The sequence below is a fragment of the Pseudomonas sp. GD03875 genome (assembly GCF_029840585.1).
GTDB classification, from domain to species: Bacteria; Pseudomonadota; Gammaproteobacteria; order Pseudomonadales; family Pseudomonadaceae; genus Aquipseudomonas; species Aquipseudomonas paralcaligenes.
This window is the reverse complement of sequence record NZ_JAOCCV010000046.1, coordinates 17301-31421: the sequence shown is the minus strand read 5'-3', so window position 1 is coordinate 31421 and position 14121 is coordinate 17301. Positions and strand designations below refer to the sequence as shown.

General features: G+C 68.0%; 18 protein-coding genes. 2 read left to right on the top strand and 16 right to left on the bottom strand.

From position 1 onward, the window contains the following. Window positions 1-94: 94 nt before the first annotated feature. The 3 genes from N5D30_RS24575 to N5D30_RS24565 are packed head-to-tail and all read right to left on the bottom strand — an operon-like array spanning window position 95 to window position 2374. The gene (locus tag N5D30_RS24575; RefSeq protein ID WP_220814055.1) at window positions 95-865 is read right to left on the bottom strand and encodes an alpha/beta fold hydrolase; all 771 of its coding nucleotides are present in this window, start codon (window positions 863-865) and stop codon (window positions 95-97) included. After that, complete coding sequence (locus tag N5D30_RS24570) at window positions 852-1961, bottom strand: DUF3182 family protein (RefSeq protein ID WP_279911087.1); 1110 nt, start codon at window positions 1959-1961, stop codon at window positions 852-854. The genes N5D30_RS24575 and N5D30_RS24570 overlap by 14 nt, the downstream gene beginning before the upstream one ends. Further along, a complete protein-coding gene (locus N5D30_RS24565; protein WP_279911086.1) occupies window positions 1946-2374 on the bottom strand; it encodes a hypothetical protein in 429 nt (142 codons plus the stop codon). The genes N5D30_RS24570 and N5D30_RS24565 overlap by 16 nt, the downstream gene beginning before the upstream one ends. Before the next feature lie 192 nt (window positions 2375-2566). Between N5D30_RS24565 and N5D30_RS24560 the strand changes: the two genes are divergently transcribed. After that, complete coding sequence (locus N5D30_RS24560; protein ID WP_220814057.1) at window positions 2567-2896, top strand: DUF2513 domain-containing protein; 330 nt, start codon at window positions 2567-2569, stop codon at window positions 2894-2896. A gap of 10 nt (window positions 2897-2906) precedes the next feature. After that, complete coding sequence (locus N5D30_RS24555; RefSeq protein ID WP_279902386.1) at window positions 2907-5360, top strand: glycogen/starch/alpha-glucan phosphorylase; 2454 nt, start codon at window positions 2907-2909, stop codon at window positions 5358-5360. 100 nt (window positions 5361-5460) lie between these two features. Here N5D30_RS24555 and N5D30_RS24550 read toward each other — a convergent pair whose 3' ends face one another. From N5D30_RS24550 to N5D30_RS24490, 13 genes are all read right to left on the bottom strand, one after another. Beyond that, entirely contained in the window at window positions 5461-6567 is a 1107-nt protein-coding gene (locus N5D30_RS24550; protein WP_279911085.1) for a response regulator, read from the bottom strand. After that, a complete protein-coding gene (locus tag N5D30_RS24545) occupies window positions 6557-8320 on the bottom strand; it encodes an ATP-binding protein (RefSeq protein WP_279911084.1) in 1764 nt (587 codons plus the stop codon). The genes N5D30_RS24550 and N5D30_RS24545 overlap by 11 nt, the downstream gene beginning before the upstream one ends. Further along, window positions 8313-9287 (bottom strand): SpoIIE family protein phosphatase, encoded by a 975-nt coding sequence (locus tag N5D30_RS24540; RefSeq protein WP_279911083.1) that lies wholly within the window; start codon window positions 9285-9287, stop codon window positions 8313-8315. Before N5D30_RS24540 ends, N5D30_RS24545 begins: the two co-directional genes overlap by 8 nt. Continuing rightward, the gene (locus N5D30_RS24535) at window positions 9284-9682 is read right to left on the bottom strand and encodes an ATP-binding protein (RefSeq protein WP_279911082.1); all 399 of its coding nucleotides are present in this window, start codon (window positions 9680-9682) and stop codon (window positions 9284-9286) included. The genes N5D30_RS24540 and N5D30_RS24535 overlap by 4 nt, the downstream gene beginning before the upstream one ends. Beyond that, window positions 9642-10067: an STAS domain-containing protein gene (locus N5D30_RS24530; RefSeq protein ID WP_220815118.1), complete on the bottom strand. Its 426-nt coding sequence runs from the start codon at window positions 10065-10067 to the stop codon at window positions 9642-9644. The genes N5D30_RS24535 and N5D30_RS24530 overlap by 41 nt, the downstream gene beginning before the upstream one ends. 10 nt (window positions 10068-10077) lie before the next feature. Beyond that, window positions 10078-10920, bottom strand: coding sequence for an STAS domain-containing protein (locus tag N5D30_RS24525; protein ID WP_279911081.1), 843 nt, complete (start codon window positions 10918-10920; stop codon window positions 10078-10080). A gap of 237 nt (window positions 10921-11157) precedes the next feature. Further along, the gene (locus N5D30_RS24520) at window positions 11158-11538 is read right to left on the bottom strand and encodes a hypothetical protein (protein ID WP_279911080.1); all 381 of its coding nucleotides are present in this window, start codon (window positions 11536-11538) and stop codon (window positions 11158-11160) included. A gap of 22 nt (window positions 11539-11560) precedes the next feature. Then, entirely contained in the window at window positions 11561-11950 is a 390-nt protein-coding gene (locus N5D30_RS24515) for a hypothetical protein (RefSeq protein ID WP_279911079.1), read from the bottom strand. An 83-nt stretch (window positions 11951-12033) separates the two neighbouring features. Next, window positions 12034-12273 (bottom strand): hypothetical protein, encoded by a 240-nt coding sequence (locus N5D30_RS24510; protein WP_279911078.1) that lies wholly within the window; start codon window positions 12271-12273, stop codon window positions 12034-12036. Continuing rightward, the gene (locus N5D30_RS24505) at window positions 12273-12884 is read right to left on the bottom strand and encodes an NAD(P)H-binding protein (RefSeq protein ID WP_279911077.1); all 612 of its coding nucleotides are present in this window, start codon (window positions 12882-12884) and stop codon (window positions 12273-12275) included. Before N5D30_RS24505 ends, N5D30_RS24510 begins: the two co-directional genes overlap by 1 nt. 3 nt (window positions 12885-12887) lie before the next feature. Then, window positions 12888-13106: a hypothetical protein gene (locus N5D30_RS24500; RefSeq protein ID WP_279911076.1), complete on the bottom strand. Its 219-nt coding sequence runs from the start codon at window positions 13104-13106 to the stop codon at window positions 12888-12890. Between the two features lie 175 nt (window positions 13107-13281). Then, window positions 13282-13794 carry a GNAT family N-acetyltransferase gene (locus N5D30_RS24495; RefSeq protein WP_279911075.1) on the bottom strand — a complete coding sequence of 171 codons (513 nt, stop codon included), beginning with the start codon at window positions 13792-13794 and terminating at the stop codon, window positions 13282-13284. Further along, window positions 13791-14111, bottom strand: a complete 321-nt coding sequence (locus N5D30_RS24490; RefSeq protein WP_279911074.1) for a hypothetical protein — start codon at window positions 14109-14111, stop codon at window positions 13791-13793. The genes N5D30_RS24495 and N5D30_RS24490 overlap by 4 nt, the downstream gene beginning before the upstream one ends. Window positions 14112-14121: the final 10 nt, after the last annotated feature.

Below are 14121 nucleotides of genomic sequence, written 5' to 3'. Positions count from 1 at the left end.
TCTGGATTGCCGCCTGCGCGGCAATGACGATATTCCCAAACCATGCGTACAGCCTCGCGGCGTCGAGGTGAGAAGATCGTGTAGGGCGCGCCGCTCAGGAATAGATAGCCAGATGATGCGGGTAGTCGCCCACCCGGGCGCCAATGACCATCTCGCTGATCCAGCTGGTGAGGATCGAGGTATAGGCGCGCTGGTCGCTGTCGTTGCGCAGGGAGTGGTCGGCGCCGTCGACGATGCGGTGGGTCAGCGAGTGCGCCTTGACGAAGGCGGCGCGGTAGCTCATCAGGGTGGTGTGCGGAACGTAGTCGTCGTGCTCGGACTCCACCAGCAGCACGTCCCCCTTGAACTCGGAGCAGGCCGACAGGGCGCGATTGCCCTGGGGCGGGACGAAGGTGCGGCGGTACTCGGCCAGCTTCTCGCGGTCGAGCATCTGCTTGGGTGATTCCCACTCGTCGTCCCAGTACAGCGCCGGCACCCGCAGCGCCAGCCACTTCACCGGCCGCAGGGTGCTGAGGATCGCCGACAGGTAGCCGCCGTAGCTGGTGCCGATCACGGCGATGGCCCCGGTGTCCGTGGCCGGGTGGCTGGCCAGGCGGTCGTAGGCGGCGACCAGGTCGGCCAGGTTCTGCTCGCGGGTCACGCTCTGCTTGCGTGACTGGGTCAGCTCGTGGCCGCGCATGTCGAAGGTCAGGCACACGCAGCCCAGCCCGGCGATGCCCTTGGCCCGCGCCAGGTCGCGCTGCTGGCTGCCGCCCCAGCCATGCACGAAGAGCACGCCGGGCACCTTGGTCTGCGGCGAGACCATGGTGCCCGCGATCACATCGTCGTCCACCCGGATCTCCACTTGTTCGCTAAGGGACGGCATGGGGCTCCACCTTGACGTACTTGCTGATCCGACCGATTTCCGGCTCGTCGCCCTCGTACAGGGGCAGCGCGTCGTCGGGCGGCTGGTTCTCGCCGTAGCACTCGTAGGTCGAGGCGCGCACGCAGCCCAGCCGCGGGTCGCCGGCGAAGGCTTCCAGGGCGAAGATTTCCGCCGCGCTGGCGCCGCCGACGCGCCAGGACTGCTCCAGCACGCCGGAGCGCGGGTCGCCCCGGTCGTCGACGCCCTGGGCCACGTCGTAGTTGCGCCGCGAGGCGCTGAGGCCGAAGGCGGCGAAGGCGGCGCGCTCGTAGACCTGGGCCTGGGACACCGCCAGGCGGATCGTCTCCGGCATGTCCAGGCGCATCAGCTCGGCGTAGTCGCCACGCACCACGGTCAGGTCGGAGCCGCCGTAGACCTCCTCGCCGAGGTTGTCGCGGGTCAGCCGCTGGCTGCCGTAGTAGCTGGCGAGCTGGTCGCCGACCTGCACCTGGCCGACGCTGAAGGTGACCACCTGGTTCAGGTTCTCTTCCAGCACCAGGCCCCACTCGGCGACTTCCTCGGCGTTCTGCGCGGCCAGGTGCTCGGCCAGCGCCTGGCGGTCGCGGATCACCTGCTGGCCGCGGCCGGCCTTGGCCAGCACCGGCTTGAGGCGGATCGTGCCGCGCTCCAGCAGGCGCTCGCCGGCCAGTTGGGCGTCGGCCAGATCGAACACGGTGACGCCGCCAAGGATGGCGTTGGCCACTTCCTCGGAGAACGCCTGGGACCAGCCCTCCGGCACCCGCCGCGCATGCTCGGGCAGCGGGTGGGTGATGGCCTTGGTCGCCATGAACGGCCGCTCCACCATGCCGCCGAAGAAATCCTCCGGCCCGTGGATGTCGCGCTGGCGGGCCTCGGCGACGGTCAGCGCCTCGCCGGGGATGAAATAGAAACGGCCCTGGCCGTGGCGGGCCGGGTCGAATTCACCGAGGAAACGGGTGCCGAGCAGGGCGGCGATCTTGCGTCCGAGGATGTGGTGCACCGCCAGCTCGTGCCGGCTCACGCCGCAGTCGCCGGGCAGCAGTACCACGCCCTCCCTGGGCTTCAGCGGTCCTGCCATTTGCCGCCGCCCCGTTCGCAGTCGCTGCGGGCCTGGGTGCGATCCTCCAGGCCGTAGAAGTAGGTCACCACCTGGGCTGCGTCCGGCACGTTCGGCTCGTTGGCCGGCGGGTTGGCGCTGGACGATTTATGGTTGGCCAGGGTCTCCTGAGTCATGGCGGCAGTGCAGCTGGCGTCGTAGTCGGCCTCGCAGCGAGCCACCTTCTCTTTCTGGGTGCCCAGGGTTTCCTGGCTCTCGTTGCTGCACGACCAGTTGATCGAGCCGTCGGGCATGCCCTTGAACTCGTAGCAGCTCTCGGTCTCCACCGCCTCCACCCCAGGGCTGGCGGAGCGGGTGAGAACGTGGCAACCCTCGGCCATGGCCAGCGAGCCGAACAGGCTGCCGACCAGCAAGACAGCGATCCTGGCGATCATGAACGGCCTCCAGTGCGTTTTTCGGAACCTATGGTTTCCGAACCGGCCGCGGAGGCGGAAGTTCAGACTTTCTCCCCGCCCGATACCCGAGCCGATACCCGAGTGAGAAAAGGGGAACTAAGCGCGGCCGGGCGCGGCCTGTATCTGAGTTGGAGCCACTACACGCTCGTAGCCCGCAGGAGGGACGTTGTAATGAAACGAGATTGGGAGCTGATCAAGGCATTGATGCTGGAAATCGAGAGCCGCGAGCAGGGTCGCTACTACATCCCGGAGGCCTTCGCCGGCCATGACCTGGCGTCGGTCAAGTACCACCTGCACCTGCTCGATCAGGCCGGCCTGGTGGAGTGCGAACTGGACGAGCCGTGGGACGGCGAGCCGTGCCTGATCGGCCGCAACCTGACCCTGCTCGGCCACGACCTGCTGGACAGCCTGCGAGAAGGCGTGGCCCGCCCGCTGCAGCCGGTGCCGATCCTGACGCAAGTGGCGGAAGTGGCCCGGGAATCGCTGCGCCGCAGTGCCTGAGGAGGTGGCGATGGCCGAGCAAGAGCGCGCGGCGGAGGCGGATGTCGCCGGCTTCCGGCAGAGCATCCTGGCCAAGCTCAAGTACGCGGTAGGCAAGGACCCGAGCAACGCCTACGACCATGATTGGTTCGAGGCGGTGGCGCTGGCCGCGCGCGACCACGTCATCGACCGCTGGGAAGAGGCCTCGGTCGAACTCGACCGGCGTGCCCAGAAGCGCGTCTACTACCTCTCCCTGGAATTTCTGATCGGCCGCCTGCTGATCGACAACCTGAGCAACCTGGGCCTGCTGGAAACCGCCCGCGAGGCCCTGGCCGAGCTGGGTGTGGACCTGGAGCGCATTCGCCAGGTCGAGCCCGACGCGGCGCTCGGCAACGGTGGCCTCGGCCGCCTGGCGGCGTGCTTCATGGAGAGCATGGCGACCCTCGGCCTGGCCGCCCACGGCTACGGCATCCGCTACGAGCACGGCCTGTTCCGCCAGGTGATCGCCGACGGCTTCCAGCTGGAGCAGACCGAGAGCTGGCTGGACTTCGGCAACCCCTGGGAATTCGAGCGCCCGGAGATCGCCTACAGCGTCGGCTTCGGTGGCAGCGTGCTGAGCCAGGTCGACGACGGCGACGTGCCGCGACAGGTCTGGCAGCCGATGGAGACCATCCGTGCCATCGCCTACGACACCCCGGTGGTCGGCTGGCGCCGCTCGGCGGTGAACAGCCTGCGCCTGTGGCGTTCCCGTGCCGAGGAAGACCTGCACCTGGAGCGCTTCAATGCCGGCGACCATCTCGGCGCCGTCGAGGACGTGGTGCGCGCCGAGAGTATCTCCCGCGTGCTCTATCCGGCGGACAGCACCGAGGCCGGCCAGGAGCTGCGCCTGCGCCAGGAATACTTCTTCGTCTCCGCCTCGCTGCAGGACCTGCTGCAGCGCCACCTGCGCGAGCAGGGCGACGTCGCCAGCCTGCCGCGGCACGCGGCGATCCAGCTCAATGACACCCACCCGGCCATCGCCGTGGCCGAGCTGATGCGCCTGCTGGTCGACGTGCACCAGCTGCCCTGGTACGACGCCTGGCAGGCCACGGTGGCGACCCTGTCCTACACCAACCACACCTTGTTGCCGGAGGCCCTGGAATCCTGGCCGGTGTCGCTGATGGAGCGCCTGCTGCCGCGGCACATGCAGATCATCTACCTGATCAACGCCTACCACATCGACTCGCTGCGGGCCCAGGACATCCACGACTTCGCCCTGCTGCGCTCGGTCTCGCTGATCGAGGAGGACCATGGCCGCCGGGTGCGCATGGGCAACCTGGCGTTCCTCGGCGCGCACAGCGTCAACGGTGTCTCCGCGCTGCACACCGAACTGATGCGCAAGACAGTGTTCCGCGACCTGCACGGCCTGTACCCGACGCGGATCAACAACAAGACCAACGGCGTGACCTTCCGCCGCTGGCTGTTCCAGGTGAACCCGGGTCTGACCGGCCTGCTGGTGGAGACCCTGGGCGCCGAGGTGCTCGATTCGCCCGAACAGGTGCTGCAGGAACTGGAGGCCCACGCGGACAAGAAGGCCATGCACCGGCGCTTCGCCGAACTGCGCCAGCACAACAAGGCGGCGCTGGCCGCCCTGGTGCAGGAACGCCTGGGCGTGGTGCTCGACACCAGCGCGCTGTTCGACGTGCAGGTCAAGCGCATCCACGAATACAAGCGCCAGCTGCTCAACCTGCTGCACACGGTGGCCCTGTACCAGGCCATCCGCAACGACCCGGCTACCGAATGGACGCCGCGGGTGAAGATCTTCGCCGGCAAGGCCGCGGCCAGCTACCACCAGGCCAAGCTGATCATCAAGCTGGCCAACGACATCAGCCGGGTGGTCAACGACGACCCGACGGTGCGCGGCCGGCTCAAGGTGGTGTTCATCCCCAACTACAACGTCAGCCTGGCCGAGACCATCATTCCGGCGGCCGACCTGTCGGAGCAGATCTCCACCGCCGGGCTGGAGGCCTCGGGCACCAGCAACATGAAGTTCGGCCTCAATGGCGCCCTGACCATCGGCACCCTGGATGGCGCCAACGTGGAGATGCGCGAGCGGGTCGGCGGCGAGAATATGTTCATCTTCGGCATGACCGCCCAGCAGGTCGAGGAGCGCAAGCGCGCTGGCGAACTGAACATGGCCTCGGTGATCGCCTCGTCGCCACGCCTGGAAGCGGCCCTGGAGGCAATCCGCGCCGGCGTCTTCTCGCCCGACGACCCGGCCCGCTACGTAGGGCTGGTGGACGCGCTGGTCTATGACGACCGCTTCATGGTCTGCCCGGACTTCGACGACTACTGGCTGGCCCAGCGCCGGGTCGACGAACTGTGGCGCTCGCCGGCGCGCTGGTGGCGGGCGGCGGTGCTCAATACCGCGCGCATGGGCTGGTTCTCGTCGGACCGCACCATCCGCGAGTACGCCCGTGACATCTGGGGCGCGATGCCGCGCTGAGCGGCATTCTTTCGATGATGGTTGCGGTGCGCATGGCGCACCCTACGCCGTCCTGTAGGGTGCGCCGTGCGCACCGTCGTTCGATGCCGCGCCGGGGCTACTACCTGATCGACACCGGCAACTGCAGCTCGACCTGGGCCATGCCGTCGGCATTGCCGAAGCGCACCTGGCCGCCGAAGCTTTCGATGAGCGCCTTGACGATCGGCAGGCCCAGGCCCCAGCCCTTGGTGTCGCTGCGGCTGGAGATGAAGTAGGGCGTGGCGAGGTTGCTCAGCACTTCCTCGGGGAACGCTCCCCGGTTGCTGACCACCAGCCGCACCCAGTCGCCCTCGCGGCGCTGCTCGATGTGGATCGGTTCGCCCTCGACGCCGTGCTTGGCGGCGTTGCCCACCAGGTTGTCGAGAATCCGCAGGAAGGCCGCCCGGTCCCACTCCACCGTGCCCGAGTCCTCGTCGATGCGCAGCTGCAGCGGGTTCTCCACCTGCAGCGCCAGGTTGGCCGTGGCATCGCGCAGCAGGGCGGGCAGCTCCAGCGGCTCGCCGCTGAGCTTGATGCCGCCGCCGACGCTGACGTGGGAGATGTCCAGCAAGTTGGCCACCATCTCGTCGATGCGCTTGAGGTTCTCCTGCAGCACGTCCAGCAGCTGCTCGGTGCGCCGCGCCGGGTTGCGCTGCATCAGGCCGGTGGCCATCACCGCCGCGGCCAGCGGCGAGCGCAGGTCGTGGCTGAACGAGCGCATGAAGCGCTCGAGCATGATCTTTTCCTTGCCCAACTGCTCGTTGCGCGCCTCGGCCCAGTTGCGCTGGCGCTCGACCCGCTCCAGCCGGGTGTTGCTCTTGAGCAGGCTGGTGATGGTGGCCATGACCTCTTCCGGGTTGATCGGGTGGGTCAGGTAGGCACGGGCGCCGGTGTTGAGGCCGGTGGCCTTGTCCTTGCCGCTGATGAAGGTGGCAGAGATGTTGATGATCGCCGGCAGGCGTGCCGGGCCGAGGGCCTGTTCGGCCCGCTGGATCAGCTCGAAGCCGGTCATGTCCGGCAGGTTGATGTCGAGGATCACCAGGTCGACACCCTCGACCATCAGCGCCAGGCCCGCGGCGCCGGTGCCGGCCTCGAGGATCTGGAAGTTCGACTCGCTGGCGAGGATCTTGCGCAGCACGTAGCGGTTGGCTTCCATGTCGTCGACGATGAGGACTCGTCTAGTACGCATCGCGTTGCTCCTCCGCCAGGCGCCGCACATGGTGCAGGACCTGCTCCGGGTAATCGGGACGGGACTTGTGCAGGATAGCCCGGCACTGGCGGCCGAGGCGCTCCAGCATGGTGTCGTCGAGCGCCTTGGCGGTATTGACCAGCACCCGCGCGTGCATGCTCCAGTCCATGCTCTCCAGCAGGTCCTCGCCGGCGATGTCCGGCAGGTCGAGGTCGAGGAAGATGATGTCCGGGCGGATGGCGTGCAGCTTGTCGATGCTCGACGCCGCCGTGACGGCCTCGATGATCACCGGGTGGTAGGGCTGCAGCAGGCGCGAGAGCAGGTAGCGGTCGGCTTCGCTGTCGTCGATCAGCAGGATGTTGATGCCCTCGAGGTCGAGCGTGGCCGGTTCGCCGTCGACGCTGCCGTGGCGGCGGTCGACCCGCAGCAGGAAGCGGCTGCCCTGGCCCAGCTCGCTGTTCAGGCTGATCTCGCCATGCAGCAGCGCGGCCAGGCGCCGCGCCAGGGGCAGACCGAGGCCGGTGCCCTGGATCTGGGTGCGACTCGGGTTGCGCACACGGAGGAATTCCTCGAACACCCGGGCGTGGTTCTCCGGGGCGATGCCGATGCCGGTGTCTTCCACCAGGAACTCGACGCTGTCCTCGTCCGGCAGGTAGGCGCGCACGCAGACCCGGCCGGACGGGGTGTACTTGAAGGCATTGCCGATCAGGTTGCGCATGATCTGGAACAGCCGGTGACGGTCGGTCTCCAGCTCCACGTCATGCGGCGCGCCGGCCACTTCCCAGTCCAGCGCCGGGAAGCGCTGGGACAGCGCACCGACGAACTGGCGCAGCTGCTCGACGAAATCACCGAGGGTGAAGCGTACCGGCGTGATCTCGATGCGCCCGGACTCGGCCTCGGAGATGTCGAGCAGCTCGTTGACCAGGTCGGACAGCTCGGAGGCCGCGTCGCTGATGAACGACACCTGCTTGTACTGCTCGGGATTGAGCGGGCCGTCGATACCCTTGAGCAGCAGCTTGCTGATGTTCTCGACGATGTTGATCGGCGTGCGGATCTCGTGGGTCATGTTGGCGAAGAAGCGGCTCTTCGATTCGCTCGCCTCGCGCACTTCCTCGGTGGCCTTCTCCAGCTCGGAATAGAGCGCCACCACGCCCTTGTTGGTGTTCTCCAGCTCCTGGTTGGTAGCTTCCAGCTCCTGCTGCTTGGTCTGCAGCTCGGCGGCGGTCAGCATCAGTTCGGTGCCGCGTACCTGTAGCTCGATGTAGGGGTCGGCCGCGCCTTCATCCTGCAACTGGTCGCGGATCGCGCCGATCCGCGACGGCGTGGGGAAGGGGCGGGGCGGGTGGATCAGCTTGCGCGCGCGGATGCGGGTGCCCCTGGTCGAGGTCTCGATGTCGAAGTCGTCCATCAGCCGCTGGGCGCCGCGCAGGCCGATGCCCATGCCGGTGGGCGAGACATAGCTGCCGTCGAGGATACGCTCTATCGCGGCGATGCCCGGGCCCTGGTCCACGGCCTCGAAGCAGAGGCCGGCGAGCTGGCCGGCGGCGTTTTCCGCCAGGTCGAAATGGAAGGTGCCCTGGCCCGCGTACTGGAACACGTTGCGCGCCAGTTCCGACACGGCGGTGGCGAAGCGGATCTGTTCCAGCTGGGGCAGTTCGAGCCAGCCGGCGATGCGCTTGGCGCTCTGCCGGCAGGCGACCACGTCGGTTTCCTCGCGGATGTGCAGGGTGGCGATACGCCGTGTGTCATGCATGCTTCATCACCACCACCGTCGCGTCGTCGTTATGGCGCCTGAAGTCGCGGTGGATCACCGCGGCGATCACCGCCGGATGCCGCCTGGCCAGGCCGGGGTAGGCGGACAGGTCGTGGCGGGTATTGATGCCGTCGGACGCCAGCATCATCAGCGTGTCCGGCGACCAGGGATAGCTGAAGCTCTGGATGCGGCCGATCCGGTAGCCCACCGTGCCGTTGCCGGAGACCATGCTGCGGCTGCGGCCGTCGTGCAGCACACCGGCGATGTTGCCCATGCCGCAGAAGCGCACCTGGGCCTGCTCCGGCAGTATCTCGGCCAGGGCCACGGCGCCGCCGCGGGTCGAGGCCAGTGCCCGGTGCAGGCGTTCGAGCAGGTTTTCCAGCGGCAGCGCCGGGTCGTGCTGGAGAAACAGCTGGCGCGCCTTGCCGCTGGCCGCGTAGGCGGCGTGGCCGTGGCCGAGGCCGTCGCACACCAGCACGCGGTTGTCCCTGACCGCCCAGGCATCGCCGCTGACCTCTTCGCCCGGGTAGGGTGTGCACAGGCCCGCCGACAGCAGTGGCGCCGGCGCCGGGCGGAAGCGGAACTGGGCGAACACCACCGTGCCCTGGCCCGGCTGGGAGTAGATGTCGAAACGGTCGGACAGCCGGCTGATGGCGCCCAGGCCGGCGCCCAGAGTGCCGGTGGTGGAATAGCTGTCGGTGAGGCAGCGGGCGACGTCGGCCATGCCGGGGCCGCGGTCGACCGCCAGCAGTTCCAGGCGCTCGTCGTCCTGGTAATGGAACATTTCGCCGCCATTGGCGTGCAGCACCAGGTTGCGCGCCATCTCCTGCACCACCACGGCGACGCGGCCGCTCAGCGCCTCGTCGTCGCACAGCTGGCCGGCATGGCGGACCACGGCGCGGCGCACGGCGTCCGCGTGCGCCTCGTGGGTCACCGCATGGGCGAACTGGAGGGGCCGCTCGATCATTTCCACTTCCACAGTTCCACCGTCGTGCCGAGGCCGGGCTGGCTCTCGATGGAGAATTCGTCCACCAGCCGCCGCGAGCCGCTGAGGCCCAGCCCCAGGCCGCTGCCCGAGGTGTAGCCGTCGACCAGCGCGCGTTCGATGTCGGCGATGCCGGGGCCCTGGTCGGAGATGACCAGGCGCAGCGCGGTGCGCCCGCCGCGCTGGGTGGTTTCGAGCAGGCACTCGCCGCCGCCGCCGTAGATCAGCGCGTTACGCGCGATCTCGCTGGCCGCGGTGACGATCTTGGTCTGCGAGACCAGGCCCAGGCGGGCCTCCTCGGCCGCCTTGCGCACCTGCTGGCGGATGAGGACGATGTCAGTTTCCTGTTTCAGTGGGAGCGTCTGTGTCTTCGTCACTCTCGGGCTCCCCGGCGATATCGTCCTCGCTGACACTGTTTTCCAGCCAGCGCATGCCTTTTTCGATGTTCAGTGCGGTGGCGATGCCATCCAGCGACAGCCCCAGCTCGACCAGGGTGATGGCCACCGCGGGCTGCATGCCGACGACGATGACCTTGGCGTCGAGGATCCTCGACACGTTGGCGATGTGGGACAGCATGCGGCCGATGAAGGAGTCGACGATCTCCAGCGAGGAGATGTCGATCAGCACGCCCTTGGCCTTGTGCCGCACGATCTGCTCGGTGAGGTCTTCCTGCAGGTCCATGGCCAGCTGGTCGTGCATGTCCACCTGGATGCTCAGCAGCAGGTACCTGCCCATCTTGAGAATCGGAATGCGATCTACCATGGCGGGCTCCTCAGCGCGTCTTTTCCACGCGGGTCATGCGGACGTTCAGCTCCTTGAGGGCCAGCTTGAAGGCGTCGACCAGGGAGGCCTTGGTCACCACGTCGCCCAGTTCCACGCCGAGGTGGACGATGGTGGCGGCGATCTGCGGGCGGATGCCGCTGATGATGCACTTGGCGCCCATCAGCTTGGCGGCGGTGATGGTCTTGAGCAGGTGCTGGGCGACCATGGTGTCCACGGTCGGCACGCCGGTGATGTCGATGATGGCGATGTCGGACTCGGTCTCGACGATCTTCTCCAGCAGCGCTTCCATCACGATCTGCGTGCGGTTGCTGTCCAGCGCGCCGATCAGCGGCACGGCCAGCACGCCGTCCCACAGCTGGACCACGGGGGTGGACAGCTCCAGCAGGCTTTCCTGCTGTTCGCGGATCACCAGCTCGCGGCCGGCCATGAAGTATTCGAGGCTGAACAGGCCGAGCTTGTCGATCAGCTTGCTGAGCAGCCAGACCAGTTCGATGGCCCTTTCGCCCTGGTTCTGGATCAGGTCGAACAGCGGCTCCTTGAGGGAGAACACGAAGGTGGCGGTCTCGGACGGGCTGAAGCCCTGGCGGGCCTGGCTCACCGACAGGCGTTCGAGTTGAGCCTTGAGCGGCTTCCAGGCCGGGTCCTCGATACTGTCCGAGCCCTGGGCGAGGGCCATGATGAAGGCCTTGATCAGCTCCCGGGAGTTCTCCTCCACGGTGTTCTCGTCGATCAGGTCGACGCGGATGCCGGCGACGCGCTGGGCGGCCATCCATTTTTCCAGCAGGTTCTGTTCGTTCTGTTTGAGCAGCTCGGCAAGCACGGAGACGGACATCGCGGATTTCCTTGTCGCAGGGGCTTAGGTGGCGGGAACACTAGCATCCCGCCGATCGCTGCGTACCAGCGATTTGGCGGATGGCCATTATCGGGATCGCACAACGGACCCGCCGGGTCCTGAATGGGTTCAACCTTTCTTCGAGATCGGCTGCCGTGCCAGCGTAGGGTGCGCCGTGCGCACCGGGCATGCGTGGTCTCCCGGTGCCCACTGCGCACTCTGCGGCAGTCACCACCGCTAGATGAAACCCGGCTGGTGGCGCTGGGCAATGTAGTCCAACGGCAGCGCCGCCGAGCGGATGAAGAAGCTGGCCAGCTCGGTCTCCACCACGGTCTGGTTGACCGAGTCCGGCGCAGCCTCCAGGCGCTCGGTCTCGGCGCCGTAGGATTTCTCGTGCAGCACCTGTGCGGTGCCTGGCAGCGCGACGATGCGGTAATGGCAGGGCGCACCATCACTGGGCCGCTTGAGGCGCAGTACCAGTTCGCCGTTTTGGCGCGCCAGTTCGGCCAGCAGGCCGTTGTGCCGCGCATAGTCGACGGCTTCCTCGAAATGCACTTGCACCGCGTCCAGGGCGCCGCTCAGGGTGGCTTGGACAGTGGCGTCGTCGATCACAGGCATGGCTCGGATCTCCATGGGCGCGTCAGGCCGCGCCCTGTTGCCGCGGCAGTTCCGCCATCGCGCCCAGCGGCAGGGCGGTGGCCCTGATGAAGAATTCCGCCAGTTCGTCTTCCACCAGGCTGTCGCGGATCGATTCCAGCGACGCCTCGCGGCGCTCCACCTCGTCGCCATAGACCTTCTCGTGCAGCACCAATCCACGCTCCGCGAGGGCACCGATGCGGTAGCTGCACGGGGCGCCGTCGCTCGGCCGGGTCAGGCTCAGGCGCAGCTCGGTGCGTCCGGAGTTGGTCAGCAGGGTGCGCGCCTGCAGGCCGTTGACGTAGGCGCAATGGGCGGCTTCCTCGAAGTGATGCGCGGCGTGCTCCACCAGGGCCGCCAGCAGGGCTTCACGGAAGATTCTCTCGTTGTTCATCTCTCGCCTTACCTTGTTGATCTTTTCGGAATGGCGTTTTCGACAGGGCTGCCCGCCGCGAGTGCCGGGAATTTCGTCGGCCGTCAGCGGTGCGCGAAGTGATGCGCGGCCCGGTACGCCGGCGACAGCACCGGGCGCGGCAGCTTCGGCCGTTGTGCCGGGCGGCGCTTGCCGGTGTTGCGCGGCGCCGGCGCGCGTTCCACCGGCCGCGGCTGGCTGTAGGCGGCGTGGCGGCGGGCGATGCGCAGCATGCCCCAGAGCATGGCGGCGGCTACCAGAAACCAGGCCGAGATCATGAGCAGAATGATGCTTTCCGGTCCCATCAGCGGACTCCTTGTTCTGCGATGCGCACACGCTCGCGAACGTGCAGCGCCAGGTTCATCTCATCCAGCAGCCCCGCGGCGAAGCGGCGCAAGGCCTGGGCGGCCTCGCTCGGTTGCAGGAAGTCGTCGGGCCCCAGCGTCTCGTTGGGGCGCACGGGCGTCTCCACCAGGGTCCAGGCCAACGGGCTGGCGATCAGCCGCTCGCGCAGGTGGCGTACCGGGGCGGCGGCGGAACCACCGCCCTCGTCGAGCCAGGCGAAGTCGTCGACCACCAGCAGGCGCTTCACGCCGGCCACCTCCAGGCCGTCGAGCAGGGCCAGCAGGGTCTTGAACACCAACTGGAAGTCGTCCCGCGCGTCGCCCGGCAGTTCCTCGCCCAGCAGGCAGACCACGGCGTCCATCCCGGCCACGGCGCGGTTCACCTCGATGGCGTCGGCGGGCGTGCCGCCCTTGGTACGCAGGCCGGGGCGCGCCTGCAGTGCGTTGAGTTCGTCGACGATTGCCGTGACCTCAAACTGCCGGTGCAGCGCCTCCACCAGCACCGCGCTGCCCAGGCTGCCCCGGGCGCCGTAGACGGCCAGCTTGGTTGCTGGGGTTTCTAGGTTCTTCATCGCTCAGGGCTGCAGGTGATGGGCGGGAGCGTCTTGCAGCTTGTCCACGTCGATGCGCGCCACCTGCACATCGGTGATGGCCCCGGCAGCCGCCCGGCTGTGCAGGGACCGCAGGTAGAACAGCGCCTGGTCGGGCGTCAGCGACTGGCTGTCCGCCTGCACGGTGGTCGATTGCGGCTGGTTATCGAGGATGTAGCTGACCAGAAAGTCGTACTTCTTCATGCTCCCGCTCCGGTTTCCTGGCCCGAAGGCCTCTGGTGGATAGACCACCGAAGGGCGGGGGGGAGTTCAAGGCGATTTCCGGCTAACCGTCGGCCGGCTTGCGCCCGGCGCCTCGCTTTCGTAGGGTGCGCCATGCGCACCGGCGGGCCTCGCGGTGCGCCCGGCGCACCCTACGTCAGCCGCGCTCTTTCGCGTGCCAGTACCAGAACAGGGCTATCTCGTGGCGGCCCTGGTGCGGCAGGCCGCGGTAAAGGTCGAGGTCGACGCCGCCGAGGCGGAAGCCGTGGTGTGCGTAGAGGCGGCAGGCCGCCACGTTGTTGTGCTGGGTCTCCAGCATGATGCCGGGCAGCTCGCATGCCCGGCACCAGGCCATCGCGTGGCGGAGCAGGGCGCTGGCCACACCGGTGCGGCGCAGGGCGCGGGCGACGGCGATGTCTTCGATCAGCGCGTAGCCGTTCCAGGCCTCGGACAGGACGAGGGTGCCGGCCACCTGGCCATCCAGGTAGGCGACGAACAGCTCGCCGCCGTCTTCCTCGTCTTCGTCGGCGTAGGTCTTCTCGTAGGGCTCCACGGCCACGATGTCGTAGGTGAAGACGCCTTCGTGGAAACCGAGCCGCAGCTCCCCGGTGACGGTGAAGCTGCGGTCGAATGTGGGGGCCGGGCCCTCGACAGGGAGGATGGTGATCATGATGCGCGCTCCCGGACGGCTTCACGGAACAGATGTTCGACGAGGTCGGCCTGGGAGCCCGCTGCGAGGGCCGTCTCGATCATGGCCACCAGTTGGGGCGCGCCCGCCAGGCGCACATGCTCGCGCCATTCACCCGCCCAGCGCTCCAGATCGTTCAGGCCCAGGGCGATGCTGCCGCCCCGTTCCCCATGGCCGCCGCCGATGGACTCGGAGAAGACGAAAGGCGTGGCGCTCGCCCGGTCCAGATGCAAGGCGTACAAGTGATGGGTGGCGTGCTGGGCGGTAGGCGCAGAGTTGCGGCGGGCGACAAGAAGCATGGCGGTACGG

Coding starts and splice junctions, on each gene's coding strand:
- N5D30_RS24575 (WP_220814055.1), bottom strand. CDS start 865: ATGCCGTCCCTTAGCGAACAAGTGGAGATCCGGGTGGACGACGATGTG.
- N5D30_RS24570 (WP_279911087.1), bottom strand. CDS start 1,961: ATGGCAGGACCGCTGAAGCCCAGGGAGGGCGTGGTACTGCTGCCCGGC.
- N5D30_RS24565 (WP_279911086.1), bottom strand. CDS start 2,374: ATGATCGCCAGGATCGCTGTCTTGCTGGTCGGCAGCCTGTTCGGCTCG.
- N5D30_RS24560 (WP_220814057.1), top strand. CDS start 2,567: ATGAAACGAGATTGGGAGCTGATCAAGGCATTGATGCTGGAAATCGAG.
- N5D30_RS24555 (WP_279902386.1), top strand. CDS start 2,907: ATGGCCGAGCAAGAGCGCGCGGCGGAGGCGGATGTCGCCGGCTTCCGG.
- N5D30_RS24550 (WP_279911085.1), bottom strand. CDS start 6,567: ATGCGTACTAGACGAGTCCTCATCGTCGACGACATGGAAGCCAACCGC.
- N5D30_RS24545 (WP_279911084.1), bottom strand. CDS start 8,320: ATGCATGACACACGGCGTATCGCCACCCTGCACATCCGCGAGGAAACC.
- N5D30_RS24540 (WP_279911083.1), bottom strand. CDS start 9,287: ATGATCGAGCGGCCCCTCCAGTTCGCCCATGCGGTGACCCACGAGGCG.
- N5D30_RS24530 (WP_220815118.1), bottom strand. CDS start 10,067: ATGGTAGATCGCATTCCGATTCTCAAGATGGGCAGGTACCTGCTGCTG.
- N5D30_RS24525 (WP_279911081.1), bottom strand. CDS start 10,920: ATGTCCGTCTCCGTGCTTGCCGAGCTGCTCAAACAGAACGAACAGAAC.
- N5D30_RS24520 (WP_279911080.1), bottom strand. CDS start 11,538: ATGCCTGTGATCGACGACGCCACTGTCCAAGCCACCCTGAGCGGCGCC.
- N5D30_RS24515 (WP_279911079.1), bottom strand. CDS start 11,950: ATGAACAACGAGAGAATCTTCCGTGAAGCCCTGCTGGCGGCCCTGGTG.
- N5D30_RS24510 (WP_279911078.1), bottom strand. CDS start 12,273: ATGGGACCGGAAAGCATCATTCTGCTCATGATCTCGGCCTGGTTTCTG.
- N5D30_RS24505 (WP_279911077.1), bottom strand. CDS start 12,884: ATGAAGAACCTAGAAACCCCAGCAACCAAGCTGGCCGTCTACGGCGCC.
- N5D30_RS24500 (WP_279911076.1), bottom strand. CDS start 13,106: ATGAAGAAGTACGACTTTCTGGTCAGCTACATCCTCGATAACCAGCCG.
- N5D30_RS24495 (WP_279911075.1), bottom strand. CDS start 13,794: ATGATCACCATCCTCCCTGTCGAGGGCCCGGCCCCCACATTCGACCGC.
- N5D30_RS24490 (WP_279911074.1), bottom strand. CDS start 14,111: ATGCTTCTTGTCGCCCGCCGCAACTCTGCGCCTACCGCCCAGCACGCC.